This is a genomic window from Pseudoalteromonas sp. NZS71_1, from assembly GCF_015864305.1.
GTDB classification, from domain to species: Bacteria; Pseudomonadota; Gammaproteobacteria; order Enterobacterales; family Alteromonadaceae; genus Pseudoalteromonas; species Pseudoalteromonas arctica.
Genome location: NZ_JADYXM010000003.1, coordinates 21,823 through 46,583, shown reverse-complemented (window position 1 = coordinate 46,583; position 24,761 = coordinate 21,823). Strand labels below are relative to the sequence as shown.

The following is a 24,761-nucleotide window of genomic DNA, read 5'->3' as shown; positions in this document are numbered from 1 at the left end:
GAGGTTATGAGTAAGGTATCGTTAGCAAAAGACAAAATTAAAATTCTCTTGCTTGAAGGTGTTCACCAAAGCGCTGTTGAAACGCTAAAACGTAACGGTTACAGCAATATCGACTACGTTAAAACATCCTTACCTGAGGACGAATTAAAAGAGCGCATTAAAGATGTTCACTTTGTAGGTCTTCGTTCTCGTACTCATATTAACCAAGCCGTATTAGACTCAGCTGACAAGCTAGTTGCTGTTGGGTGTTTTTGTATTGGTACAAACCAAGTTGATTTAGATGCAGCACGCGAACGCGGTATTGCTGTATTTAACGCACCATTTTCTAATACTCGTTCAGTTGCTGAACTTGTACTTGGTGAAATCCTACTTTTATTACGCGGTATTCCAGAGCGTAATGCAGCGGCTCATCGTGGTGGCTGGTTAAAAACAGCAAATGGTTCGTTTGAAGCACGTGGTAAAACATTAGGTATTATTGGCTACGGTCACATTGGTACTCAGCTAGGTATTATGGCTGAAAATATCGGTATGAACGTTGAATATTACGATATCGAAGATAAGTTATCACTGGGTAATGCAAAGCAAGTTCACAACCTAACTCAGCTATTACAACGCTCTGATATTATTAGTTTACACGTACCAGAAACACCGCAAACTAAAAATCTTATTGGTAGCGCAGAACTTGCTGTTATGAAGCAGGGATCTATTTTGATCAACGCTTCACGCGGAACTGTTGTTGATATTGATGCACTTGCAGAAGCACTAACAGAGAAAAAACTAAGTGGTGCAGCAATCGATGTGTTCCCTACTGAGCCAAAATCTAACGATGAAGAATTTGTATCGCCATTGCGCCAATTCGACAATGTTATTTTAACGCCGCACATTGGTGGCTCTACACAAGAAGCACAAGAAAACATTGGTATTGAAGTAGCGGGTAAATTGGCTAAATATTCAGATAATGGCTCAACTATTACTGCGGTTAACTTCCCTGAAGTATCGCTGCCTGAGCTTGCTAATCGTAGCCGTTTATTACACGTACACCACAACCGCCCTGGTGTACTAACGCAAATTAACCAAGCGTTTGCACAGCACGGTATTAACATTGCTGCGCAATACCTACAAACAGACGCATCTATTGGTTATGTAGTTATTGATGTAGATACAGATCAATCTGAAGTAGCACTTAAAGAACTAAGCGCTGTTGAGGGTACAATTAGAGCACGTATTTTACATTAATAAGTACTTTTGATATTAAGAAGGGTCCTTATGGACCCTTTTTTGTATTTAGATTACATATACTTTCTTAAGTATTTTTTGAATACCGGATCTGTTGCTGCCAACTCTTTTTGCTCAGCTAATATCTCTTTTAAAATAGCACCTGAAGTAAGCGGGTTTGCAAGTACCACTCTAAATACAACTGTAGGTTGATTGTCGTATTTAGAAGGCGTTAAACGAGTACGTGATACAAATGAGCGACCAGACTCTCGCTGACGTTTTTGCATACTGGCAGTAAAACGATTCAGAGAGGCAAAAATATCTAACCGAGTTGCAGCATCTGCATCGGCTATTGCTTGTTTAATTTGCTTAGGTACATAACGATACGTTAATAAGCACAATTCAGGTTCTGAAATAAGCTCAAAGTCTTCATCAGCTTTAATTAAATCAGCAAAGTAATGTGCTTTTTTGATGCTTCGATCAATCAGCATTTCATAACCTTTACGACCAATAACACGTAAGCAAGCATGTACTAACATTGCCATACCAGGTCGGCTGCCTTCAAGCGTGTGGCTACCTAAGTCTTTTGAACCTTTACGTAATATGTACTCAGCGTGATGCTCTATTGCATCGGTTGCAGCGGGATCTTTAAATAAAACTAAGCCCGCTCCCATTGGTACATACATTTGTTTATGTGCATCGATGGTAATTGAATCTGCTCGCTCAATCCCTTTTAGTAAAGGGCGATGCGTGTTCGATAAAAGGGTTGCTCCTCCCCATGCAGCATCTACATGAAAATGGCAGTTAATGTCTTGTGCTAAGTCGGCCATTTCATCAAGTGGGTCAATATTACCGGTTTCGGTTGTACCCGCTACCCCAATAATCGCCATTACTTTAATGCCTTGCGATTCAAGCTCACGTGCTTTTTCGCGCATAGCTCCTACATCAACTTTATTATTTTCGCAGGTTTTAATGCCAATTAAGTTATCGCGGCCAATACCGAGTAAATCAACCGATTTACCTAACGAGTAATGTCCGCGTTCTGATATTAATACTGCTAAACCTTTATAGCCGTAATGCAGCATACCGGCAATTAGGCCTTGTGCGCCGATACCTCTAAAATCGCCATCGGGTTTTAATAAGCGGTTTCGAGCAATCCAAAGCGCAGTAATATTAGCGACCGTTCCACCAGAGCAAAATGCACCTAATGAGGTTTTAGCACTGTGCATCCATTTAGAATAAAATGAATCGTCTTGCCCATAAGCTAAATGGTGCATCATTCCAAGCACTTGACGTTCAAGAGGCGTAAACGCTTTAGACGTTTCTATTTTTACTAGATTTTGATTTAGCCCTACCATCAATTTTGACAGCGGTAATAAGAAATGCGGCAAGGCAGAGGTCATGTGACCAATAAAGCTAGGCGCAGCTGTATGCACAGAATGCGCAACAAGTTGCTCCATTATGTCTTGGGCATAAGCAGATACAAACGTTGGATCCTCTGGGATCACTGCCGACTGAAAATCTTTTTCGATTTCATGTAATGGTTTTTCAATTGCCGCTATATTTTCGTTTAGAAAACCTGCTAAATTACTCGAAATTTCAAGCTCGATTTTGCTTAAAGTTGAGTCTGGCGCTTCAGGTACAGTAAATATACGCTTAAGGCTTTCTTTAGAGGCGACGGCACAACGCTTTTGATCCATCTCAATACCTAGTGTGTGTAGCTAAAACACGCGCTTACCCATCAAAAACGCCTAATTATTAGGACATTTAGAGCAATCGTGTTTCTTTAAAAATTGCGCTAACTTTACTGCAATATAACTAAAATGTCTCGTTTAAACCTATAAAAGCAATCAAAGCGATGACAAAAAAATGATAATTTAATTAAAACTCTACCAAACCTAATTATTTATTGGGCATTTACTTATTTTGGGTATAATAAATTTGATAACAAAAAAGGGACACATATGCCAGAAGGAAGAGTCAAAGTTAGTTGGATAGTGGCAGGCTTTAGCTTATTTTTAATAAGCTTGCTTACCTATGTTTACTACACTTACCAAACCACGCGTGCTGAAATAATGCAGTCGGTTGATAATCGCTTACTTAATGCCGCCACCAGCGTTAAACATATTCTAGGTGAAAATTACTTAAGTGCGGTTAATCAAGGCGACAACATAAGTTTTTCTTACTATCAAAATAAGAGTAAACAGCTCTCTGAGTTTGCTCAAGCACTTGATATTGCTTATGTGTATTCAATGATTTTAAAAGACGGAAAGGTTCTTTTTAGCTCATCAAGCTACACGCAAGACGATCAGAATAATGGCAAAGTAACTCAATTTTTAGATCTCTACCCTGAAGCTACCGATGCAAATATAAGTGCTTTTTACTCAACCGAGCCTGTATTTGAAATATCGAGCGATCAGTGGGGCCACTTTAAAACTATTTTTATTCCTTACGTTGACCCTATTAACGGCAATACCTATTTAACGGGTGCCGATATAACTATTTACAATTTAAACGAGAAACTTAAAGAAAGCGTATCAAAAGCAGCTGCCATGGCGAGCTTCTTCTTTTTTATCGCGATACTAGTTGCCGCCATATATATTTATTTACTAAAGCGCTCTTTAGCAACTGACTCAAGTACTGGTTTTTCAAATCATATTGCTCTTGAGTACTTTATTAAAAAAAGTAATGCTCATCACATGCAGTTAGCCGTTATTTGGGTTAATGAAATAGAAGATATAAACAGTTTCTACGGCACTGAAGTGGGTGACAAAGTAATGAAAAACTTACTTATTCACTTTAAACTCAGAAGCTCTGCGCATTGCCATATATACAGACTAGCAACCAACAAAATAGTATTACTCGCTCCTAAAGAAATGAGTAATGACGAATTTACCGATCTCGTAAAAACATATAACTTTAATACCCCAGTGTTAACTGACCCTTTTATTTATATAACTCTATGTGCAGGTATTGCCAGTGGCAATAAATCGCTACTACTTGAAAATGCTCATATAGCGGCGCTGCAAGCTAAACAAGGCAGGCATAGCGTAGTTAACTACTCAAAAGCACTACACGATGTAAAAACACAATATCAATACAATGTAGAAATGGCTAAAGAAGTACGTGAAGCGTTTGATAACAACCGTATTGTGCCTTACTTTCAACCTATTATTGATACAAATACCAACAAGGTCGTTCAATACGAATGTTTAGCTCGAATGGTAACGGCGCAAGGGGAAGTGTTGAAACCTGATGCATTTTTAAATGTTGTTACTCGATCAAGAATGGACGGAATACTTACCCGTACTATATTTTCACAATGTGTTAGTCGCTTTAGAAAAACCGATATTTGCTGGAGTTTAAATATAACAGCACAAGATATGCTCGACCCTAATTTAAGTGAGTTTATTGCAGACGAACTTAAGCGCTACCCGCATCCTGGTAATATCACACTAGAGCTTTTAGAGACCCAAGCTATTGCCAACTTTTCTGAGGTAAAAGCATTTATTGGAATGGTTAAAACGAAAGGCGTTAAGGTTATTATTGATGACTTTGGTAGTGGTTATTCAAATATATCAAACGTACTTAAGCTGGAAGTAGATGGTATTAAGCTAGATGGCGCACTAATAAAGCAAATAGTGAATGACAAAGATATCTATTTATTTATTGAACATATAGCCAGTTTTGCTAATCAACTTGGTTTGCAATTAATGGCAGAGTCGGTAGAAAATGCAACCATAGTAACCGCACTTAAAAAGGCGAATGTGACACTAATGCAAGGCAACTACTTTGCCCACCCAGTGTCACATGTTAGTACGGTTATAGAAGAAGAATTAGCACTTTAACTTACTTTAGCGAGGTAAGTTAATAACGAGTCGGTGGCTTTGCTGGCCACTGGCCCAGTATTTACGCTCAAAAGGCGTAATTGCATCGTCTGACTCATAAAGCGTTACATCGCAAGGGTTGCCTGTTAATTCAAGCGCCCGAGCAAACTCCTTAACGTAAATATCCCAATTGCTGCGCACTTCTAATTTTCCACCTAACTTAACGATAAATGGAAAAATAGCCGCGCCATGCCAGCGTCTACGAATATGCTTAGATTTAGGCCACGGGTTTGGATACAACAAATAATGGTGCGTAGGTTGCCAATTAGCAGCAACCGCTAAACGCCAAAAGTCATTTAAGTCTGCTTGCACTAAGATGTACTGACCACTGTCGGTTTGCTTATATTCAACATCGTGCTTATCTAATCGGTGCGACGATTTATCAATACCAATTATAAGTGCATCAGGGTGGCGCTTAGCTAAGTTAGCTGAGCTTTCACCTACGCCACAACACGAGTCTAAAATAAGCGGGCCACTAAAGGCTTGTACTTTAGCATTAACCTCGTCAAATGCGGCTTGGGTGTGTGCTGCAATTGGCTTTTTAAATTCAGCATCTAAGTGCTTATTTACTATTTCATCAAGCTTTTCGTGAATACCCGCTTGATTAGATACAATACTACGTGAATTTGCATCACTCATTAGTGTCTTAGCCCCACACCTTTTTTGATCAATGTAAGCGCTAATGTAAATAACGCTGTTATAAATACTAAAATAACCCCAAGAGCCACGCTCAAATCAACATCCGACACACCTAAAAAGCCATAACGAAATGCGTTAACCATATAAATTATAGGGTTGATTTGTGATACATTCTGCCAAAATTCAGGCAGCAACGTAATTGAATAAAATACACCGCCTAAGTAAGTTAATGGCGTTAGTATGAAGGTGGGGATAATGCTTATATCGTCAAAACTGTTTGCGTAAATTGCATTAATTAAACCACCTAAAGCAAACACAGCTGAGGTTAAAATAACCGTCGCAATAATTACAAAAATATTATGAATTTGAATATCAACAAATAATAACGACACACAGGTAACTATAAAGCCCACCATAATACCGCGCGTCATACCGCCCCCCATATAACCTAGAACAATGATGTAGTTAGGTACAGGTGCAACTAAAAGCTCTTCAATGCTTTTTTGAAACTTTGTTGAGTAAAAACTAGAGGCTACGTTGGAATAGGAATTAGTAATGACTGACATCATTATAAGGCCAGGTACAATAAACTCCATATAACTAAAGCCGCCCATGTCGCCAATGCGTGAACCAATTAAGTTACCAAAAATAACAAAATATAAGCTCATCGTAATTGCTGGCGGTACTAAAGTTTGCACCCAAATACGTAAAAAACGAATGCACTCTTTAATCCATAAACTCTTTAAGGCTACGCCATATTTAAACATTTATTCGCCCCGCCCTTGCTCTAGTAATCCAACAAATAACTCTTCTAATCTGTTTGCTTTATTTCGCATACTCAATACAGTATTACCTTGAGTTGTTAATGCACTAAAAACCGCATTTAAGCCTTGAGACTTAGCGACTTCCACTTCAACAGTATGATCGTCCTTCATGGTAAATTTATAGCCTTCAAGCGTTACAGGGCTTGCTGGCATTTTTAAATCTAAAATAAAGGTTTCTTTATCAAGCTTTGCAAGCAGTGCTTTAATGGTCGTGTTTTCAACAATTCGGCCATTATCGATTATGGCGATGTTTTTACACAGTAACTCTGCTTCTTCAAGGTAATGCGTAGTTAAAATAATAGTTACGCCTTGCTCATTTATTTGGCGTAAAAAATCCCACATTGAACGACGAAGTTCTATGTCTACACCCGCAGTTGGCTCATCAAGTATAAGCAACTTAGGTTCGTGCATAAGGGCACGCGCAATCATTAATCGGCGTTTCATACCGCCTGAAAGCGTACGTGCTTGTTTGTCTTTTTTCTCAAGTAAGCCAAGTTGCGCTAAGTATTTATCAGCACGTTTATGGGCTTCGCCACGTGGCACACCATAATAACCGGCTTGGTTAACAAGTATTTGGCTAAGCGTTTCAAATTGGCTAAAATTAAACTCTTGCGGCACTAAGCCTAAATGCGCTTTTGCAGCTTCTAAGTCAGTATCAATATTACAACCGAATACTTCTACTTTGCCTTTTGTTTTATTAACAAGTGACGAAATAACACCAATGGTGGTTGATTTACCTGCTCCGTTTGGACCAAGTAAAGCAAAAAAGTCGCCCTCTTTAACTTGTAAATCAACGCCTTTAATAGCCTCAACACCATTTTTATAAACCTTGGTAAGGCCTTCTATATTTAAAGCAATATTTTGCTTATTCATTACTTACCCTCACCATAACCCCAACGTTTTGTTAGGTTATGTTCAATATTTAAATGATCTAAAATTCTCGCCACCATAAAATCAACTAAGTCTTCAATACTTTGTGGCTTATGATAAAAGCCAGGCGCTGCTGGCATTATGGTCACACCTAAACGAGATAACTTAAGCATGTTTTCTAAATGAATTTCGTTAAACGGTGTTTCGCGCGGCACTAAAATTAACTGTCCGCGTTCTTTAATTACCACATCAGCGGCGCGCTCTAATAAGTTATCTGACGCCCCTACTGCAATTGCAGAAACCGACCCAGCACTACACGGGCATACCACCATTTTTTTAGGCGCCGCAGAGCCCGAAGCCACAGGGCTAAACCAGTTATCTTTACCGTATACTTTTAACTGCCCAGATTTAGCATTAAACAGCGTACTTAACTGCTCAGTGGCTTTGTCTTCATTACCAGAGAGCTTGATATTTGATTCTGTATCAAGCACCACTCGCGCTGCACTTGAGATAAGTACGTAAACTTGAAATTGCTGCTCAAGCAATACTTCAAGTAACCTTAAACCATAAGGCGCACCTGATGCACCGCTAAAAGCGAGCGTAATTCTATCTTTAAATTGCACACTATTCTCCGCTGTATTTATCAGCTAAACCATCAACAAGGTGTTGATGAAGGCCATTAAAACCGCCATTGCTCATAATTAAAATATGCTGATTAGGCTCAATATTTTCAAGCACCGTATCAATAATTGTTTGCGTGCTGCTAAAGCACTGCATGCCTGCTTTATCTGCTTGCTCTTTTAGCGACCAATTTAGATTCTCTGGTTCAAAAAGTAGTACGTCGTCAGCATCACGCAGTGAATCTAATAATGTATGTTGGTGCACGCCCATTTTCATAGTGTTTGAGCGCGGCTCTAAAATAGCGATAATTTTTTCATCGCCTACTTTTGCGCGCAGTCCTGCAAGCGTAGTTTTAATTGCTGTTGGGTGATGCGCAAAATCGTCATACACCTTAATATTATTTATATCAGCCTTTAGCTCCATACGCCTTTTAGGGCTAATAAATTCTCCTAAGGCATCAATACTATGATCAACAGCTATACCCACATGGCGCGCTGCTGCGATAGTCATAATTGCATTTTTAACGTTATGCTCGCCTATTGCTTGCCAGCAAACAGTGCCCTGCTTTTCGTTATTTAAAAGTACATTAAACTCACTACCATCGGCTTTTATTAATTCATAGCCCCAATCATCGCCTAGCGTTTCGCTTTCGCTCCAAAGCCCTTGTGCTATTACGTCATTAAGCGCTACGTCTTGCTTAGGCCAAATTACCTTGCCGCTTTGAGGTAATGTACGCATTAAGTGATGAAATTGTTTTTTTATTGCGTTTAAATCGTCGAAAATATCAGCGTGATCGAATTCAAGATTATTTAAGATAAGTGTACGTGGAAGGTAATGGACAAACTTACTGCGCTTATCAAAAAAAGCTGTATCGTATTCATCGGCTTCAATAACAAAAAATGGCGTTTCACCTACTTTGGCCGATACACCAAAATTTTGGACTATGCCGCCAATTAAAAACCCTGGTTTTAAACCTGCGTACTCTAATACCCACGCAAGCATACTTGCTGTGGTTGTTTTACCATGCGTACCGGCTACAGCAAGTACCCACGAGTTTTGTAATAGGTTATGTTTAAGCCATTCAGGGCCAGATGTATAAGGCAGGCCTTTATCAAGCACATATTCAACACACGGGTTACCACGGCTCATTGCATTACCGACAACTACCATATCTGGTTTTGGCTCTAATTGAGATACGTCGTAGCCTTGAGTCAGTTCAATGCCAAGCTCTTCAAGTTGCGTACTCATTGGTGGGTAAACGTTTTGATCGGAACCCGTTACTTTATGACCTAATGATTTAGCAATGGCTGCAATGCCACCCATAAACGTGCCACAAATGCCCAAAATATGTATATGCATATACTTTCCTTAAATCGTATGCTCACTTTACAGCTATGCAAAGTTTAATGGCGCTATAATGCCAAAATTCGTGCTTAGTTACTATGTACGTCTGCACAATTCACTCGTGCCAAAAACACGTTAATTAGTTTTTTAAATGCTAAAAATCAAAAAATAGGCACGTTCACCTACCCTGTATTGCTTTTAATCAATTATTATCAATGTTATAAACCAGCTTGCTGTATAACTTTAAAACTTAAAAAGGACTTAATATGAAAAAACTATTCTTTATAGCCTGTATTTTACTTAGTCAAAAAAGCTTTGCTTTGGAATTTGCTAAGTACCCAATAGAATTAAGTTCGGGCGAAGGCGTTAATGTTGTTATTGCCCCAACAACAGATAAAAAACAAGCTTTAGTAAAAGTAACAGGCATAAACCATGATATTGATGGGATTGTATTTTTAACCGATTTAAAACCTCATGGTAGTAATAAAGCTTACAAATATACTTACGATGGTACACAAAGAAGTTTAGTAAGTGTTGAGGAAGGCTACCGCTGTTGCTCTTACAATCTTTATATTCCAGACACTCGTGATGGAATTTACTTATCAAAAAAAGAAGAGTCAAACCCTGCCATTGTTGAAGACTTAAAAGCGCAATACGATCAACAATTAAATAAAGGTACTCAAGCTAAACTAGCGAAGTTTAATCGTGAAAAGCATTTAGGGTATCAACAAAAAAATATAGCTGCCGCTAATAGCGAAATAGATAAGCAATGCGGATTAAAAATAAATACCAATGTTGATTGGGAAAGCATTGATGATGAAAACCTAAAAGAATATCCAGTGGGTTCATTTTGTGCACAAGTTGCAAACGAAATGGCATCCATGTGCGAAAAAGACCAAAGTTTTAAAAACGACATAGCTCAGTTCAATGCTATCGAATGTAAATTTACTAATGAGCTAAAACTACGTAAAAATGGTAATACACTTATATTTAAAACAGCGCCAAAAGCCGCTAACCAACGCCGCTTTATTGAAGCTTATTTATTAAATTTATAAGCTGAGTTTAAAACCAAAAAAGCACCTAAAGGTGCTTTTTTTGGTTTTACTAATTAAGTTTGTTTATAGCGTTAAAAATACAATCAAACCGACACCGAGTAATAAACGATATATTACAAATGGCAACATACCCATTCGCTCTATTACTTTTAAAAACATAAATATACATGCATAAGCCGATAAGAACGATAGCACCACACCGAGCAATAATGTATTCCAATCAACTACATGGTCACCCAGTGCAAGCTCTGCAATATAATAAAGCCCCATCATAGAAATAATCGGAATCGCTAGTAAAAACGAAAAACGCGCTGCGCTTTGCTTATTCATACCCAACATTAAACCAGCGGTCATCGTGATACCTGATCGAGAAGTACCCGGGATCATTGCAACAGCTTGTGCGAAACCAATGATAAGTGCCGTTTTCCAATTGAGCTGATAAATAGTTTTAATTTGTTTCCCTTTTGCATCTGCGTACCAAAGCAACAAACCAAATACAATGGTGGTAGTAGCAATTACCCAAGCGCTTCGCAAATATAACTCAATAAAGTCTTTTAAAAGTAAACCTAAAATAGCGGCAGGCACTGTACCTAGTATAATCCACCAGCCTAATTTACTGTCATCGGTAGTGCCTTGCTTACCAAAAGATTTAAACCATGCGCTTAGTATATCTACTACTTCTTTACGAAAATAAATAACAACGGCTATTAAAGTACCAACATGTACTGCTACGTCAAACGCAAGCCCTTGATCTTCCCAGCCTAAAATTTGCGATGGGAGAATTAAATGCGCAGAACTCGATATTGGTAAAAACTCAGTAAATCCCTGTATGAGGGCTAAAATAATTATTTCGATAATACTCATAGGTTAGAAAACTCCACCTTCCATAGCTTTTGTTGAGGGTTATTATATTCATTCCATAACTGCGCAATCGTTTGCTTAGCTACAGGATGATAAAAATCTGGGGCAACCTCACTCAGAGGTTGTAATACAAATGCATTTTTAGTTATTTCATCACGTGGTAATTGCGCTGGGGAATCGCAAGTTACATCATCATAAAACAGTAAATCTAAATCGAGCGTTCGTGGACTAAATTTTTTATCGTTCGCTGTACGCCCATTATCACGCTCTATTTCTTTTAATAAAGCGCATACATCAGCAAGCGACATATCAGTTGTAGCGCCAACTACTGAATTATAAAAATTATTGCCAGCAAACCCAACTGCTTCACTTTCAAAAACAGACGAGTGCACAATGTGCTCAAAGTGCTGCTTAAGTGCAATTAATGCACATTGTATATAATGCGCTTTATTTATATTTGACCCTAGGCTGATATAAATTTGAGCCATTTAGTCAGTTGCCTTAACACGTGTAATTTCAACACCTACAGTTTGTGCTTGTGCTACTGCTGCAGGTTTACTTACTCTTATAGTAACTTGTGGCGTATTAAACTCGCTTAAAATAATCTCAGCCAACTGCTCAACCAAAGTCTCTAGCAACTCAACAGGTTTTGCAGTGCAGTGCTTAATAACGCGTTCGCTTACTTTTGAGTAATCCAGTGCTAAATTAATATCGTCATTTTCGGCTGCAGGCTTAATATCACTAAGCATTTCAATATCAAAATAAAGGCTCTGTTTACTTTCTTTTTCAAAGTCGTACACTCCAATAATAGTGTCGACGTGCAATTGAGATATAAAAACCTTATCCATTGATACTCCAAATAACAACAAACGACTAAGCAACTATACAAAGCATCAATAAAATTAATACTGTATATGGTTTAGCCAGTGTTTAAATATGTGAAAATAACTTCTACAATAGCAAAATAACCAAACTAGCTATTAAATAGCCTGTTAATAATTTTCACGATAAATTTTGCTGCCAATAATAGCTTAAAAGTACTATCAATTGGTATAGCAATTAAAAAATAAGGAAGCGTGTGTTAGCCACTTTAATGTTTGTTTTAGCTTATTTACTTGGGTCGATTTCGTCGGCTATTTTAGTGTCGCGGTTGTTCAAACTCCCTGACCCTCGTAATAGTGGTTCTAACAACCCAGGGGCTACAAATGTTTATAGATTAGGCGGAGCATTTCCGGCTTGCTTGGTTTTAGTATTTGATATTTTAAAAGGCACTATTCCAGTATGGGGGGCTTATTTTTTAGAAGTTGAACCTTTAGAGCTTGGATTAGTCGCAGTAGCAGCTTGTTTAGGTCATATGTACCCACTGTTTTTTAGCTTCAAAGGCGGTAAAGCCGTAGCAACGGCATTTGGCTCATTATTACCTATTGGCTTATCATTGGCTGGTTTACTTGTATGCACTTGGTTAGTTATAGTGGCAATAACACGCTATTCATCACTTGCGGCACTTGTAGCTGTATCTTTAGCGCCCTTATATACATGGCAAATAAAACCACTTTATACTCTTCCCGTTACTTTTATCACGCTGTTAATTATATTTCGTCACCGTACTAATATTATTCGATTATTTAGTGGGGAAGAACCAAAAGTAGGCGCTAAAAAAGCACCCACTGATGAAAACGAAAACATCTAAAATATGAGTCATTAAATCGGCTCAAGGCTATCTATAGGCCAACGAGGTTTTGTTTTCATATCAAGCGTGGCAAATTGCCCTGCTTTTAAACGTTGCATTCCAGCATAAGCAATCATTGCACCATTGTCGGTACAAAATTCAGTACGCGGATAAAACACTTCGCCTTTCATACCTTTCATTACGCGTTCGAGCTGCAGTCGAAGCTGTGTATTCGCACTTACGCCACCGGCGATGACCAAACGCTTAATACCTGTTTGTTTAAGCGCACGCTTACACTTAATAACGAGCGTATCAATAACCGCCGTTTGAAATGCATGCGCTATATCAGCTTTAGTTTGATCGTCGTCGTCATTTTCACGAATCGCGATTGATGCCGCTGTTTTTAAACCACTAAAACTAAAATCAAGACCTGGCTTGTCGGTCATAGGGCGAGGAAAAATAAAGCGCTTCGCAACGCCTTGTTCGGCCATTTTAGCTAAGCGCGGACCACCGGGGTAGTCAAGACCAAGTAACTTAGCCGTTTTATCAAAGGCCTCGCCTGCGGCATCATCAACTGACTCACCTAGTACTTCGTATTGTCCAATACCCGCTACTTTAACCATCATGGTATGACCGCCCGATACAAGCAATGCAATAAACGGAAACTCAGGAATATTTTCTTCAAGCATCGGAGCAAGTAAATGCCCTTCCATATGATGAACAGCAACAGCTGGAATGTCCCAACCGTATGCTAATGAACGACCAATAGAAGTACCTACCAATAATGCTCCAACTAAACCTGGGCCTGCAGTATAAGCAATGCCATCTAAGTCTTCTGGGCCGCAACCCGCTTGTGCAAAAGCCGCGTCTATAAGTGGTAGCGTTTTACGAACATGATCGCGCGATGCAAGTTCCGGTACTACACCGCCATAATCAGCGTGTACTTTTACCTGGCTGTATAATTGATGAGCTAACAAGCCTTTTTCGTCATCGTATATTGCAATACCCGTTTCATCACATGACGATTCAATGCCTAAAATTCGCACTGTACTTCTCCTGCCTTTAAAATTTCACTTCGCTGTTTTTATAACGTAAGGCCAATATTTGTTTGGCCATCTTCTAGGGCAAACTTTTTAAGTGCCTTCACGCTATCAGAGGTAATACGCCCCATATTTTCTACAAAATCAATTAGCTCACCTAATACTTCAATTTCGTATTGCATTAATGGATGTTCTCTAACTGCAGTGTTATCTGCAACCTCACCTTCAACCGTCATTTGATATTCAATAAAGCGGGCCACTGTTGCTTGAGATATTTTACTGACACTAATGAACTCTTGCTCATCTTGCGCCATTAAACCATGCATTAAGCTAAGTAAAGACGTTGCAGCATCAATAGCAGGGTAAGTACCAAACATATCAAAATCAGCAAGTTCAGGAACATTCGGTTCTATTTTTTCAACTTGTTTTTCGAGATCTATTTTACTTTTAGGCAGTAATATTTTTTCCCAACAAACATTAAGCGAATTACGAAGTAAGGTTTCATCACCAAACCCCGTTGCTTCGCTAAATAAACCGTAATTTGGCAGCATTCGCTCTATTAAAGCACTTGCTAAAACAGCTTTTTGTAAATAGTTAAGCTCTCTAATACGCTGAAAATTATTTGCTTTAGTCATTCTTTAACGTCTCACACGACCAACAAAAATCAAATGTTGATCCATTATGCTCATTACAGTTAGGGCATACCCAATCTGGAGCGGATTGTTTTACTTGTTGATAGTTTACCAATATTTGGCGCGCATGGCGCTCTTTTATCGCATAAACCTGCACACTAACATGTGCTTGATCAAATGGAATTTCTCCCAATGCGCCTTGGAGCATCTCACCTTTTATTTTGCATTCAATGCCACTGGTTTGTATTAAACCTTTAATAATATTAGCTTCAAGGGTATTTTCGGCTTTATAAATTGTAACCCATTGAAAAGAGCTATCAGTTGAATTTTTATTATTAATATTTTGCAATATTCACCTCATTTATTTTGTGTTAACAATATCCTACGCTAAATTATTAGCATGCTGCACTTTTAAGGAATAAACATGACACTTACAACCCCGGGCTTACTTTTTCCAGCCATATCGCTGCTATTATTAGCCTATACAAACCGATTTTTAGTTTTAGCGCAATTAATTAGGGAGTTAAATGCGCGCGAAGGTGAATCTATCCGACCTGTTGTAGTCGCTCAAATCACTAACTTACGTAAACGAATAAACTTAATCAGAACAATGCAGGTATACGGCGTAGCCTCTTTTTTACTGTGTACATTTTCGATGTTTGCTTTATTTATTGAATTTAATACCACAGGGATTATTTTATTTGGCATTAGCTTAGCTTGCTTAAGTTTATCGTTATTAACGTCTTTATTCGAAATACATATTTCCTGTGATGCGATTGAAATAGAACTACAAAGCATTGAAAATAAACCATTAAGCAGCCGAATAAATAGAAATTTTGTAAAATAAACTCTTATAGATAAAACACCCTATTATTTGTCATAATCATGTTATATATGCGCCCTATTTTGGGGCGTACTTTTTTATTAATTAGAACAATTAAATTCCAATCTCCTAACTAACCCACTGAGTTAAAATAACTTTGCCTAGATAGTTAATTGCAAAAATATAGACAAAACACAATAAACAACTAGTTATCAATTAAAAAAGTAATACTATTTGGTCGCTTTCCTCTTTAATTAATACTAAAAGGGGGGTATCCTGCTGGAAACACGTATGAACTTGCAACCGTATTTCAATATAGAATTTTACTAAACTTTAGAATAAAAATTAATATATTTGATATCCGTGGTATCTGCGACTTACTTATAAAAAGGGACTATAAAGTGAGATTTGAACAATTAGAGCAATTTGTAGCACTTGGTGTATTACGTCACTTTAGACAAGCAGCTGAACAAACCCAAATTAGTACTTCAGCGCTAACGCGCAGCATTCAAACACTTGAAAATGAAATGGGATATGAGTTAGTAAAACGCTCAACTCGTTCTGTTAAATTAACGCCTGAAGGCGAACTTTTCCTTGAATATGCTAAAACGACTCTATCGGAACTTGAGCTAACGAAAAAACGGATTTTTCAATCAGTAAACGGTAATGCTAATGAAAAACTTGTTATTGGCTATACCAATAAGGCAAGCAGCATAGTACCTATTTCTTGTGGACAGTTTTTAGCTCAATATCCTCATATAAAAATTGAAATGCAGTTACAAGATCAACAAGAGCTAACACGCAGACTCCAACAAGGTGAAATAGACATAAGTGTATACTCTCAAGCTATTAATAGTATTGGCAGTGACATTCACTTACCTGATCAGCTTGTATTATTTGTTTCAAAAAATCACCCTCTTGCACATAAAAACGATATAAGTAAGCAAAATCTTGATAGCTACCCTATGTTTGGCTGCTTCTCTCAATCTAAACAAGTGCAAACTATGCTTAATGAAGCAATTGATTCTTTAAATAAATCATCAAGTATTAAAGTGGGTAGCATTGAGCAAGTAATGGCTGGTGTAGTTAAATCAGATCACTTTGCTATAGCAAGCATTGAGCATGCAAACACAATCGCAGAGAACTCTGAACTCGTACAACTAAAAACAAATAAAGATTTAAATCACGAACAACTCGTTGTACAAACAAGCCAACAAACATCTATTACCGAACATGTAGAGCACTTGCTGTCGCTTATAAAAAAAGCGGGAGCTGCATTTAACTAACCCTTCTTTTTGAAAAAGTGCGGCACAATAAACAGTAGCTTTAAATCGCTTTTCGGCTACACTGTCGCACCTTTTTTAAACAGCTGATGTGAATGAACACACTTTTTGGTCCTGATGTCTATTTAGATGATATAGAACGCCAAGGATACACCGTAATTCATAACGCGCTTATTGCCGATTTAGTTAACGATTTAGTTGCAGATTGTCACCGTATAAACCCCCACTTTAGCCTTGCCGGTATTGGTCGATTAAATAACTTACAAATAGATAAAACTATTCGCACTGACAAAACCTATTGGTTTGACGGCAGCTCTCAAGCACAGCTTACGTATCAAGCAATAATGCAAAGTATAAAAACCACGTTAAATCGTAGCTTTTTTATGGGGCTATTTGATTACGAATGCCATTATGCAAAATATACACAGGGTGATTTTTACAAAAAACACTTAGACGCATTTAAAGGTCGATCTAATCGTGTATTTACAACGGTGCTTTATTTAAATACGCCAGAGCAAGGTGGCGAACTTCTTATATATAAACCTAAAAGTAAAGAAGTAGAAATAACCATTAAACCAACTGCTGGCACATTGGTTATGTTTGAAAGCGAACGTTTTGCTCATGAAGTGCTTCCTGCAGTTGACGAACGCTATTCTATTGCTGGATGGTTTAGAAAAAACGCCTCTATTAGCGGCATTATTGATCCACCCCGATAGCTCTAAATTAAGTATTTTAACAGCCTTTATTAAGGCTTTAAAATGCTATTGGGTATGAAAGTAATAACCCTATAAAGATAGCCAAGCCCACATAATGATTATTTAAAAACGCTTTAAAGCAGGCATCTCTTTCACGCTTATGAATAAGCGTTTGTTGATATGCCAATAAACCAGCAGCCACACTCAAACTAATGCCAAACGCGACACTTAAATGATTACTTATACCAATAAACGCAACCAGCGATATAAATACAGCATTAAGTAAAAAGATTATGTGGCGGTCGTATTTACCAAATAAAATAGCGGTTGATTTTACCCCTATTTTTAAATCGTCATCTCTATCAACCATCGCATACATAGTGTCATAAGCGACTGTCCAGCAGATGTTGGCTATAAATAATAACCATGCCTGCTGCGGTAATGCATTTATTGAAGCCATATAGGCCATTGGAATAGCCCAACCAAATGCAGCTCCTAAAACAACTTGTGGTAATTGTGTATAGCGTTTCATAAAAGGGTAGCAAAAGGCTAAAGCCAAAGCCCCAAAAGAAAGCAAAATAGTATTAACGCTAAGCATTAATACTAAAATAAACGCAATAACTATGAGCAGTAAAAATAGGCTAAGTGCTTCACCACTACTAACCCGCCCTGAAGCTAGCGGCCGCTGAGCTGTGCGTTTTACAGAGCCGTCTATTTTCCTATCTGCAAAATCATTAATTACACACCCTGCACTTCGCATAACAACAACGCCCAGCGTAAATATAATAAAGTTGAGTAAGCTCGGCATCCCACTATTAGCAAGCCATAAAGCCCAGTATGTTGGCCAAAGTAATAACAAGGTACCAATGGGCTTATCTATACGCATTAGCTGTATATAGTAAGAAATATGTTTTGGCTTTAAAGCGGCTAATTTCATGAGTATAAATATGCTCCTGGTAAAAACACTTCACACACTAAAAATTTATATTCTTTGAGTGAAAATACACTTCGACGCCCTAGTAAGTTTTTTCCGGGTAGGTCTAATTTTGCAACTAATTGCTGAACGGGGTGTTTGGCATCAAAATAAGCAATTTCTATATCCGTTCGTTTTAGTGCTGGGTCTTGAAAAATCACATCACCTAAAGGTCGTTCACCCATATTGTGCAAAGGATTGTTCGAATCATTTTTAGGAAGCCAGCTTTGTGCGTACACCACAGGTTTGTTATCGCACAATAAGAGTACTTCTCTATTAATAGCTGTTTTAGCTGTGCTGTTTAGCAGTAACTTTTGCTCTAGGCTTAAAGTAAATAACTGCTCGCTTAATACTCTTACACTAAAAATTTGTGATTTACTTTTTAATTTAGCAGTTAAAGAATTAGGTTCAAAAAGCCATTCTTGCTCTAGAGGAGATAAGTCACTTACATATGAAGTGGACTGCCAATTAGCAGATATAGACAGAGGATAAGTAATCACAATAGCTCAACAAAATAAAAAACAACGAGATGATACCATTGCCAAAGCTTTTGAAAAAGTGATGTTTTATAACCATAAATAATAGCTTGGCGCTGTTTATTACCCACTATTAAGTATAAACTATTTGTAACAAGTTTTAAGAAACGCTTTAAATATGAAAAAAATAGTATACGCAGGTCTTTTTACGTTCTTTGTAAGCGTCATAAGCTTTACAGCTCGTGCTGAATCCACAGTTGGTTATTTTGGTTTTGAGCCAGATATAATCACCAACTACATTGGCGCATCAAGTAAAAAAATGGGCTATGTGCGTGTAACTATTGATTTAATGCTTAATGACACTTCAGATATTGCAGTAGTAGAGCACCACACGCCATTACTACGTGATGCCCTAGTAGAGATTTTATCTAAAGAGCCTGAAGAAAAAATAAAATCCCTTACTGGCCGTGAAGAAATACGCGCAAAGTGCGCCGAAAAACTAAAAAGCCTCTTAAAAGAAGAAACAGGACAAGAGATCATCCGTGAAGTCTTGTTCACTAAATATTTATATCATTAGTATTTAACGTTTTGCGTTAAATACTTTGGCGGTGTAGGCAAAAGCCATACCGCTAACTAACCCACCTAAGTGCGCCCAATTAGCCATACCTACAAACAATACATCTGCAAACCCAAGCACTAACCAAATCAACATAAAACCAACAATAGCCGTACTAACCAGCGCAGGTTTGTTCGGATTTAAAAAGCTATGAATCCAACAAAAACCAAGTAACCCATATACTACGCCACTCAAACCGCCAAAGTTGGGACCAACCATTAGGTATTGCGCCCAATTACTAATAAGTGCAGTCACTAAAAACAAACCTATTAAGCTGAGTTTTCCGCATTGCTTTTCGATATTGTCGCCAAGCGACATCCACCAAATTAAATTAAACACAATATGCATCGCGCTAAAATGCACAAGCGCAGGTGTTAACCAACTAAGCGGTTGTGATGGATTAAATTGCAGAGCTGTATAAATTTCATCAAATCCACCCAATAAAAAAGCGACATAAATAACAATACTCAATATGCTAACAGTTTGGTTAAGCCAGCTAAGCGCTTTAAACCGCGCCATAAGATTAAGTGATTGCCCTTGATATTTAAGCGGCGATTGTGTGCTGCCTACATCCCAAGATGCTTGCTGGTATTTTTCATGATTAGGGTTTTGTGTAAACTCAACCCATAAAGGCTGAACTTGATGAAAGTCCTCCTCAGTCACGCTAATAATGACATTACTGCCATCTGCTGAGTGTATCTTTGCATCTAGGCCTTGGCTTTTTAAATAATCTATAAAGCCTTGTGCGGCGCGTGGGTTATTTAAACTGCCAAGCTCTATCATCGTTCTACTTTCTCGCTATAAGACGCTTCCCAAGCAGTAAAACCGCCATCCATGCTGTATACATCTTCAAAACCTTGCTCAACTAAATAACTAGCTGCGCCCTGAGAGCTCATACCGTGGTAACACACAATAATAATTGGCTGATCGAATTCTTTTTCCATCATAAATTGTGCAATATTACCGTTAGAAAGTGCTTCTGAGCCTGGAATACGACCAGCTTGATACGAATTTGGATCGCGAATATCTGCAATTACAACGTCTTCTTTATCTAGAAGTTCTAACGTTTGCGCTATAGAAATGTGTTTAAATGCCATTGAAGTCTCTTTAATTAATAGTATAAAAAAGGCGGCTAAAGCCGCCCTTCTTGTAATTTAGTTAGGAACTAATCCCAGTTTAAAATTACTTTACCTGACTGACCTGAAATCATCATATCAAAGCCAGCTTGGAAGTCATCCACAGAATACTGATGTGTAATGATTGGGTTCAAATCAAGACCAGATTGAATCAAGCTTGCCATTTTGTACCACGTTTCGAACATTTCGCGACCGTAAATACCTTTAATCACTAAACCTTTAAAAATAACTTGGTTCCAATCAACTGCCATATCAGATGGTGGAATACCTAGCATGGCAATTTTACCGCCGTGGTTCATGTTATTAAGCATTGAATTAAAAGCGCTTGGCACACCTGACATTTCAAGACCAATATCAAAGCCCTCTGTCATACCTAAGTCTTTTATTACATCTTCAAGCTTTTCGCTTGCCACGTTTACCGCGCGAGATGCACCCATTTTGCGGGCTAAATCTAGGCGGTATTCATTTACGTCGGTAATAACGACGTGGCGAGCACCAACGTGTTTTGCAACCGCTGCTGCCATAATACCAATTGGGCCTGCACCAGTAATAAGTACATCTTCGCCAACTAAGTCGAACGATAATGCGGTATGAACTGCATTGCCAAACGGGTCAAAAATAGAAGCCAGTTCGTCAGAAATATTATCTGGAATTTTAAATGCATTAAACGCAGGAATAACTAAATACTCTGCAAATGCACCTTCACGATTTACACCTACGCCTGTTGTATTACGGCATAAATGTACACGCCCAGCACGACAATTTCGACAGTGCCCACACGTAATATGACCTTCACCCGATACGCGGTCGCCTACTTTAAAGCCACGAACTTCCTGGCCCATATCAACAACTTCGCCAACATATTCGTGACCAACAACCATTGGAGTAGGAATCGTTTTACTTGCCCATTCATCCCATTTGTAAATATGTACGTCGGTACCACAAATAGCTGTTTTACGAATTTTAATCAGTAAGTCGTTATGACCCACTTCTGGCTTTGGTGCATCTGTCATCCAAATGCCCGGTTCTGCTTTTAATTTAGATAATGCTTTCATAATCCACACTCAACTAAAAAACCGAAGCGAGGCTTCGGTTTAAAATAAAATTAAATAACGCCCATTTCTTTACCAATACGGGTAAATGCATCAATAGCAATATCGAGTTGCTCAATGCTATGCGCTGCTGAAATTTGTGTACGAATACGCGCTTGCCCTTTTGGTACTACAGGGAATGAAAAACCAGTGACGTAAATGCCTTCAGCAAGTAGTTTATCAGCCATTAACGAGGCTACTTTGGCATCTCCTAGCATTACAGGGATGATTGCATGATCTTTACCTGCACACGTAAAACCAACAGCTTCCATTTGCTCACGGAAATATTTAGCATTTGACCAAAGTTTAGCGCGAAGCTCGCCGCCATTTTCTAGCATTTCAAGTACTTTAATTGATGCAGTAACAATTGAAGGTGCTAATGAGTTTGAGAATAAGTATGGGCGTGAGCGCTGACGTAACCATTCAACAATTTCTTTTTTACCTGATGTATAACCACCTGATGCACCGCCTAGCGCTTTACCTAATGTACCGGTAATAATATCTACACGGTCTAATACATTACAGTACTCTGGTGTACCTTTACCGTTTTCGCCAACAAAGCCAACAGCATGAGAGTCATCAACCATTACAAGTGCATCGTATTTATCAGCTAGGTCGCACACAGCTTCTAAATTACAAATAACGCCGTCCATAGAAAACACGCCATCGGTAGCAATTAGTTTAGTTTTAGCGCCAGCTTCATCTGCTGCAATAAGTTGCTTTTCAAGATCAGCCATGTCGTTATTTGCATAACGAAAACGCTTAGCTTTACACAAACGTACACCATCAATAATTGATGCATGGTTTAACGAATCAGAAATAATAGCGTCTTCTGCGCCTAAAATAGTCTCAAACAAGCCTGTATTTGCATCAAAACATGAAGAATATAAAATCGTATCTTCTGTTTCTAAAAACTCACTGATTTTTTTCTCTAGCGTTTTATGAATATCTTGCGTGCCACAAATAAAACGAACAGACGCCACACCAAAACCATGATTATTTAAACCGTTTTGCGCAGCTTCAATTAGCTCTGGGCTATTAGCTAAACCTAAGTAGTTATTAGCACAAAAGTTGATTACTTTACCTGATGCAACTTCGATTTGAGCTTGCTGCTGAGATTTAATAATACGTTCGCTTTTATACAAACCTTCGGTTTTTACGTCTTCAATTTGCTGTTGTAACTGGCTAAAAAAAGCAGATGCTCTCATCTAAGTTCTCCATATATTTGAACGGGTAAACAACCACATTTAAGCGACTGTTTATTATGGGGGGTATTGTAAAAGTTTAATGGGGAAAATGCACGGTTTGCAGTTCGTCGTAAACACCCTAGACTGGAAGTAATTCCTGCCAGTTTACAGGCTAATCTGTTTAGTTTATTTATGTCTTTAAAAGTGCAGGTAAACTGTTTATAGAATCGATAATTAAATCAGCCTCTTGCTTGGCACTTTCATCAAAGCTTTGACCTGAACGCACTAAAACGCGGGTAGTGATCCCTGCTTTTTTCGCAGCCTGCATATCACTGAGTTTATCGCCCACCATTATACTGCAAGCAGGGTCGATGTTATGCTCTTGTATGCCTTGCAATAACATCCCTGGCGCAGGCTTTCTGCAACTGCACTCTTTCAAATATTCAGGGTGCGCTTTTTTAGGGTGATGAGGGCAAAAGTACACATCGGCAACTTCAATACTGTGATCGCTAAATTGGGTTTTCATCCAATCAGTTAGTGCTAAAAAATCAGTTTCGGTGTAATAACCTCGGCCAATTCCAGATTGATTAGTGACGATTATGATTTTATAGCCCGCATCATAAAATGCTTTACAAGTACTAAAAACACCTTCAATAAATTCAAATTTATCGCTTTGATACACATAACCATGGTCAACGTTTACCACGCCATCTCGGTCTAAAAAAAGCGCTTTATTTTTTTGTTGTACATTCATTACAAAGACTCTTTTTGTACAACATGATCAAACATCGCTTTTACGTCATCAACTGTAATTTGGCTCATTAAATCATCGCCTTTTACGCGCGTACCCCACGGCACTTGCTCAGCTGTTTTACCAGTTTGCTTAAGCAAATTTTGATGATAAACCTCTACCACGTAATCTTGATATAAGTAAGGGCCTGTTCGTGCTGGGTTTGAATGTGCGTATAAACCAATAACCGGCGTACCAACTGTTACTGCCATATGCGCAGGACCCGTATCGGGTGCAAGCACTAAGCTGCCACGCTTTAACACGCACAACAACTCTTTGAGTTTCGTTTTACCCACTAAATTTAAAATAGGTGTTTTACTATACTCAACAATACTATTTGCTAGGTTAATTTCAAGTTCTGTTGGCCCCCCCGTCAATACCACCTTAAAGCCTTGCTCATTTGCATAATCAGCCAATGCTGCATAACGATCAGCGAGCCAATTGCGCTGTGCTTTACTTGCTGCTGGCGATATTACTAACAGTTTATTAGTTAGGTACTCTGGTGTTAGTAGTTCATCAGCAACCGCTTGGTCTTGCTCTGTATATGGCATGTCCCAACTCGGTTTATAATCAGCTACACCAACCGCTTTTGCAAAACCTTTAAAGCCTTCAAGCACATGCGCCTGAGCTTCTGGGGCTATTCGTTTATTAATAAACAAGCTGTGCAATTCTTTTGAACGCGCCCAATCAAACCCTATTTTTACTTTTGCAGGAATACAACGCGCTACAAACCCAGCCCTTAATGCAACTTGCATGTTAAGTAGTACATCAAACTGTTGTTCTTTAAAGCGTTGCTTTAAGCTTTTAAGTGCTGCTTTACCTTGTTTTTTATCAAATACCACCAGCTCAACACCCGGTAAGTCGGCAAGTAACATCGCTTCTATTTTACCAATAACCCAGGTGATTTTTGCATTTGGGTGTGCTTTTTGAATGGCTTGTACAGCACTCACACCATGACATACGTCACCAATGGCTGAGAGTCTTAATAAACAAATAGATGAATAGTTAGGAGCTTGAGTCACACATTCCCTTAG

28 protein-coding genes are annotated in these 24,761 nt (G+C 38.4%); 8 read left to right on the top strand and 20 right to left on the bottom strand.

Features of this window, described 5'->3' with window-relative positions; genetic code table 11:
* The first annotated feature begins 6 nt into the window (after positions 1 to 6).
* Positions 7 to 1,236, top strand: a complete 1,230-nt coding sequence (gene serA / locus I6F43_RS05570; RefSeq protein ID WP_024594074.1) for a phosphoglycerate dehydrogenase — start codon at positions 7 to 9, stop codon at positions 1,234 to 1,236.
* A gap of 53 nt (positions 1,237 to 1,289) precedes the next feature.
* Here serA and panP read toward each other — a convergent pair whose 3' ends face one another.
* Positions 1,290 to 2,915, bottom strand: a complete 1,626-nt coding sequence (panP, locus tag I6F43_RS05565; RefSeq protein WP_165722915.1) for a pyridoxal-dependent aspartate 1-decarboxylase PanP — start codon at positions 2,913 to 2,915, stop codon at positions 1,290 to 1,292.
* Positions 2,916 to 3,179: 264 nt separating this feature from the next.
* Between panP and I6F43_RS05560 the strand changes: the two genes are divergently transcribed.
* Positions 3,180 to 5,063: a bifunctional diguanylate cyclase/phosphodiesterase gene (locus I6F43_RS05560; RefSeq protein ID WP_010554415.1), complete on the top strand. Its 1,884-nt coding sequence runs from the start codon at positions 3,180 to 3,182 to the stop codon at positions 5,061 to 5,063.
* 6 nt (positions 5,064 to 5,069) lie between these two features.
* Here the strand turns inward: I6F43_RS05560 and trmB are convergent, their stop codons facing one another.
* Genes trmB through mpl form a run of 5 tightly spaced genes read right to left on the bottom strand, consistent with a single transcriptional unit; the run spans position 5,070 to position 9,415 of the window.
* On the bottom strand, positions 5,070 to 5,741 hold the full coding sequence (gene trmB / locus I6F43_RS05555) for a tRNA (guanine(46)-N(7))-methyltransferase TrmB (RefSeq protein ID WP_007584750.1): 672 nt from the start codon (positions 5,739 to 5,741) through the stop codon (positions 5,070 to 5,072).
* Entirely contained in the window at positions 5,741 to 6,508 is a 768-nt protein-coding gene (locus I6F43_RS05550; RefSeq protein WP_010554413.1) for an ABC transporter permease, read from the bottom strand. The genes trmB and I6F43_RS05550 overlap by 1 nt, the downstream gene beginning before the upstream one ends.
* Complete coding sequence (locus tag I6F43_RS05545) at positions 6,509 to 7,438, bottom strand: ABC transporter ATP-binding protein (protein ID WP_197101375.1); 930 nt, start codon at positions 7,436 to 7,438, stop codon at positions 6,509 to 6,511.
* Positions 7,438 to 8,058, bottom strand: a complete 621-nt coding sequence (locus I6F43_RS05540; RefSeq protein WP_007584746.1) for a flavin prenyltransferase UbiX — start codon at positions 8,056 to 8,058, stop codon at positions 7,438 to 7,440. The genes I6F43_RS05545 and I6F43_RS05540 overlap by 1 nt, the downstream gene beginning before the upstream one ends.
* A gap of 1 nt (position 8,059) precedes the next feature.
* The gene (gene mpl / locus I6F43_RS05535; RefSeq protein ID WP_197101374.1) at positions 8,060 to 9,415 is read right to left on the bottom strand and encodes a UDP-N-acetylmuramate:L-alanyl-gamma-D-glutamyl-meso-diaminopimelate ligase; all 1,356 of its coding nucleotides are present in this window, start codon (positions 9,413 to 9,415) and stop codon (positions 8,060 to 8,062) included.
* A gap of 251 nt (positions 9,416 to 9,666) precedes the next feature.
* On the opposite strand from mpl, the gene I6F43_RS05530 reads away from it, so the two are divergent.
* On the top strand, positions 9,667 to 10,455 hold the full coding sequence (locus tag I6F43_RS05530) for a hypothetical protein (RefSeq protein WP_165722912.1): 789 nt from the start codon (positions 9,667 to 9,669) through the stop codon (positions 10,453 to 10,455).
* A 63-nt stretch (positions 10,456 to 10,518) separates the two neighbouring features.
* Here I6F43_RS05530 and I6F43_RS05525 read toward each other — a convergent pair whose 3' ends face one another.
* Genes I6F43_RS05525 through folB form a run of 3 tightly spaced genes read right to left on the bottom strand, consistent with a single transcriptional unit; the run spans position 10,519 to position 12,164 of the window.
* Positions 10,519 to 11,319 carry an undecaprenyl-diphosphate phosphatase gene (locus tag I6F43_RS05525; protein WP_007584742.1) on the bottom strand — a complete coding sequence of 267 codons (801 nt, stop codon included), beginning with the start codon at positions 11,317 to 11,319 and terminating at the stop codon, positions 10,519 to 10,521.
* On the bottom strand, positions 11,316 to 11,804 hold the full coding sequence (gene folK, locus I6F43_RS05520; protein WP_024591465.1) for a 2-amino-4-hydroxy-6-hydroxymethyldihydropteridine diphosphokinase: 489 nt from the start codon (positions 11,802 to 11,804) through the stop codon (positions 11,316 to 11,318). Before folK ends, I6F43_RS05525 begins: the two co-directional genes overlap by 4 nt.
* On the bottom strand, positions 11,805 to 12,164 hold the full coding sequence (folB, locus tag I6F43_RS05515) for a dihydroneopterin aldolase (protein WP_007584738.1): 360 nt from the start codon (positions 12,162 to 12,164) through the stop codon (positions 11,805 to 11,807).
* 230 nt (positions 12,165 to 12,394) lie between these two features.
* Here folB and plsY point away from each other — a divergent pair, with 230 nt between their 5' ends.
* Entirely contained in the window at positions 12,395 to 13,006 is a 612-nt protein-coding gene (gene plsY, locus I6F43_RS05510; RefSeq protein ID WP_197101373.1) for a glycerol-3-phosphate 1-O-acyltransferase PlsY, read from the top strand.
* An 11-nt stretch (positions 13,007 to 13,017) separates the two neighbouring features.
* On the opposite strand, the gene tsaD is transcribed toward plsY, so the two are convergent.
* Genes tsaD through I6F43_RS05495 form a run of 3 tightly spaced genes read right to left on the bottom strand, consistent with a single transcriptional unit; the run spans position 13,018 to position 15,006 of the window.
* Positions 13,018 to 14,031: a tRNA (adenosine(37)-N6)-threonylcarbamoyltransferase complex transferase subunit TsaD gene (tsaD, locus tag I6F43_RS05505; RefSeq protein WP_197101372.1), complete on the bottom strand. Its 1,014-nt coding sequence runs from the start codon at positions 14,029 to 14,031 to the stop codon at positions 13,018 to 13,020.
* Positions 14,032 to 14,069: 38 nt separating this feature from the next.
* Positions 14,070 to 14,660, bottom strand: coding sequence for a YjaG family protein (locus tag I6F43_RS05500; RefSeq protein WP_007584732.1), 591 nt, complete (start codon positions 14,658 to 14,660; stop codon positions 14,070 to 14,072).
* On the bottom strand, positions 14,653 to 15,006 hold the full coding sequence (locus tag I6F43_RS05495) for a putative signal transducing protein (RefSeq protein WP_197101365.1): 354 nt from the start codon (positions 15,004 to 15,006) through the stop codon (positions 14,653 to 14,655). Before I6F43_RS05495 ends, I6F43_RS05500 begins: the two co-directional genes overlap by 8 nt.
* 75 nt (positions 15,007 to 15,081) lie before the next feature.
* On the opposite strand from I6F43_RS05495, the gene I6F43_RS05490 reads away from it, so the two are divergent.
* The 3 genes from I6F43_RS05490 (at position 15,082) to I6F43_RS05480 (ending at position 17,479) form a co-directional block, all read left to right on the top strand.
* Entirely contained in the window at positions 15,082 to 15,504 is a 423-nt protein-coding gene (locus I6F43_RS05490) for a DUF2721 domain-containing protein (protein ID WP_007584730.1), read from the top strand.
* 377 nt (positions 15,505 to 15,881) lie between these two features.
* Positions 15,882 to 16,766: a LysR family transcriptional regulator gene (locus I6F43_RS05485; protein ID WP_007584725.1), complete on the top strand. Its 885-nt coding sequence runs from the start codon at positions 15,882 to 15,884 to the stop codon at positions 16,764 to 16,766.
* A 92-nt stretch (positions 16,767 to 16,858) separates the two neighbouring features.
* The gene (locus I6F43_RS05480; protein WP_197101363.1) at positions 16,859 to 17,479 is read left to right on the top strand and encodes a 2OG-Fe(II) oxygenase; all 621 of its coding nucleotides are present in this window, start codon (positions 16,859 to 16,861) and stop codon (positions 17,477 to 17,479) included.
* 37 nt (positions 17,480 to 17,516) lie between these two features.
* Here the strand turns inward: I6F43_RS05480 and ubiA are convergent, their stop codons facing one another.
* Entirely contained in the window at positions 17,517 to 18,395 is an 879-nt protein-coding gene (gene ubiA, locus I6F43_RS05475; protein WP_197101361.1) for a 4-hydroxybenzoate octaprenyltransferase, read from the bottom strand.
* On the bottom strand, positions 18,392 to 18,931 hold the full coding sequence (locus tag I6F43_RS05470) for a chorismate--pyruvate lyase family protein (protein WP_024594081.1): 540 nt from the start codon (positions 18,929 to 18,931) through the stop codon (positions 18,392 to 18,394). The genes ubiA and I6F43_RS05470 overlap by 4 nt, the downstream gene beginning before the upstream one ends.
* 154 nt (positions 18,932 to 19,085) lie before the next feature.
* On the opposite strand from I6F43_RS05470, the gene I6F43_RS05465 reads away from it, so the two are divergent.
* Positions 19,086 to 19,484, top strand: a complete 399-nt coding sequence (locus tag I6F43_RS05465; RefSeq protein WP_007584719.1) for a flagellar basal body-associated protein FliL — start codon at positions 19,086 to 19,088, stop codon at positions 19,482 to 19,484.
* A gap of 3 nt (positions 19,485 to 19,487) precedes the next feature.
* Here the strand turns inward: I6F43_RS05465 and glpG are convergent, their stop codons facing one another.
* From glpG to I6F43_RS05435, 6 genes are all read right to left on the bottom strand, one after another.
* Complete coding sequence (glpG, locus tag I6F43_RS05460; protein ID WP_007584718.1) at positions 19,488 to 20,306, bottom strand: rhomboid family intramembrane serine protease GlpG; 819 nt, start codon at positions 20,304 to 20,306, stop codon at positions 19,488 to 19,490.
* Entirely contained in the window at positions 20,303 to 20,620 is a 318-nt protein-coding gene (glpE, locus tag I6F43_RS05455) for a thiosulfate sulfurtransferase GlpE (RefSeq protein ID WP_007584717.1), read from the bottom strand. Before glpE ends, glpG begins: the two co-directional genes overlap by 4 nt.
* 68 nt (positions 20,621 to 20,688) lie before the next feature.
* Positions 20,689 to 21,714 (bottom strand): L-threonine 3-dehydrogenase, encoded by a 1,026-nt coding sequence (gene tdh, locus I6F43_RS05450; protein ID WP_007584716.1) that lies wholly within the window; start codon positions 21,712 to 21,714, stop codon positions 20,689 to 20,691.
* Between the two features lie 50 nt (positions 21,715 to 21,764).
* Positions 21,765 to 22,958, bottom strand: coding sequence for a glycine C-acetyltransferase (locus tag I6F43_RS05445; RefSeq protein ID WP_024591460.1), 1,194 nt, complete (start codon positions 22,956 to 22,958; stop codon positions 21,765 to 21,767).
* A gap of 169 nt (positions 22,959 to 23,127) precedes the next feature.
* On the bottom strand, positions 23,128 to 23,691 hold the full coding sequence (gene gmhB / locus I6F43_RS05440; RefSeq protein WP_197101359.1) for a D-glycero-beta-D-manno-heptose 1,7-bisphosphate 7-phosphatase: 564 nt from the start codon (positions 23,689 to 23,691) through the stop codon (positions 23,128 to 23,130).
* Positions 23,691 to 24,749 carry a glycosyltransferase family 9 protein gene (locus I6F43_RS05435; RefSeq protein WP_197101357.1) on the bottom strand — a complete coding sequence of 353 codons (1,059 nt, stop codon included), beginning with the start codon at positions 24,747 to 24,749 and terminating at the stop codon, positions 23,691 to 23,693. The genes gmhB and I6F43_RS05435 overlap by 1 nt, the downstream gene beginning before the upstream one ends.
* Positions 24,750 to 24,761 lie beyond the last annotated feature (12 nt).